Origin of the sequence: Microcoleus sp. Pol14D4 (assembly GCF_036701245.1) — a bacterium.
Taxonomy (GTDB): Bacteria; Cyanobacteriota; Cyanobacteriia; order Cyanobacteriales; family Microcoleaceae; genus Microcoleus.
On the sequence record NZ_JAUBQM010000176.1, the window covers coordinates 1 to 1295 of the forward strand.

Consider the following 1295-nt stretch of genomic DNA (forward strand, 5'->3'; position numbering starts at 1 on the left):
GTTGACTATCCCTTAGTCATCTTTCTCGACGATTTACAATGGGCTGATGCCGCTACATTGAAATTGCTACAAGTAATGATGGCAGATGAGCAAACGCAATATCTATTTCTAATTGGTGCTTATCGAGACAACGAAGTTAACCCATCTCATCCTTTAATAATGACTTTGGATGAGCTGCCAAATCAAGGGGCAAGAATCGAGCGAATTACTTTAGCTCCTTTACACCTTCAGCAGATAAGTAACTTAATTGCTGATACCGTTCGTAAAGACACAGAATCAGCGCTCCCCTTAGCAGAGTTAGTGCTCAATAAAACTCAAGGTAATCCTTTTTTTGTCAATCAGTTTCTCAAAACTCTTTATCAAGAAAGCCTGCTGAGATTTAACTTCCAACAAAGAAACTGGGATTGGAATATTTCAGAAATTGAATCAGTAGGTATTACTGATAACGTCATTGAATTGATGATTGGGAAATTGAAAAAACTGCCAGAATCAACTCAGCAAGTTTTGCGCTTGGCTGCTTGCGTCGGTAATAGTTTTGACTTAAAAACTCTCTCAATTATTAATGAGAAATCTTGGGGAGCCACGTTTCAAGAACTATTGCCAGCCATCCAAGAGGGATTGATTCTAACTACTTCTGAGTTAGGTGCTACCGAATCAGAAATCATTAATTCCGACTTGGTAATTACTAATTATAAGTTTTTGCATGACCGCGTGCAGCAGTCAGGTTACGCTTTGATCGACTCAAAGTTGCAAACCGCAATTCACCTACAAATTGGTCGCCTGTTACTGGCAAATATTGCTCCGGAGCGACGAGCCGAAAGAATTTTTGAAATAGTCGATCATTTGAATTCTGGTCGGATTTTAATCATTGATGATAACGAGAAAACTGAACTAGCTATTTTAAATTTAACAGCCGCTCGCAAAGCCAAAGATGCAACGGCTTATGCTGCTGCCAGAGACTACTTAAACATCGGTCGAGAAATTTTACCGGGCGATATTTGGCAAGAATCCTACGAACTAGCTTTTACCTTTCATAAGGAGCTGGCAGAGGCCGAATATTTAAACGGCAATTTTGAAGAATCAGAAGCTTTAATAGAACTGGCATTTGCCCGGGCAAAATCTGAGCTAGAACAAGCGGAAATTTACAACATTTTGATCGTGCAGTACACTCTGTTAAGTAAATATGAATCAGCAGTTCAATCGGGATTAAAAGCCCTTCAATTGCTGGGCATTGACTTGGCTGAAGATAATTTAAGCGAAGCGGTAAATGCGGAAATGGCGGCAGCTCAAGCCAA

1 protein-coding gene is annotated in these 1295 nt (G+C 40.0%); it reads left to right on the forward strand.

Annotated features, from left to right (window positions below; all coding sequences use genetic code 11):
- Positions 1 to 1295: ATP-binding protein (locus tag QUA33_RS27855; protein ID WP_445243292.1), on the forward strand; the 1295-nt coding region annotated here is incomplete at both ends.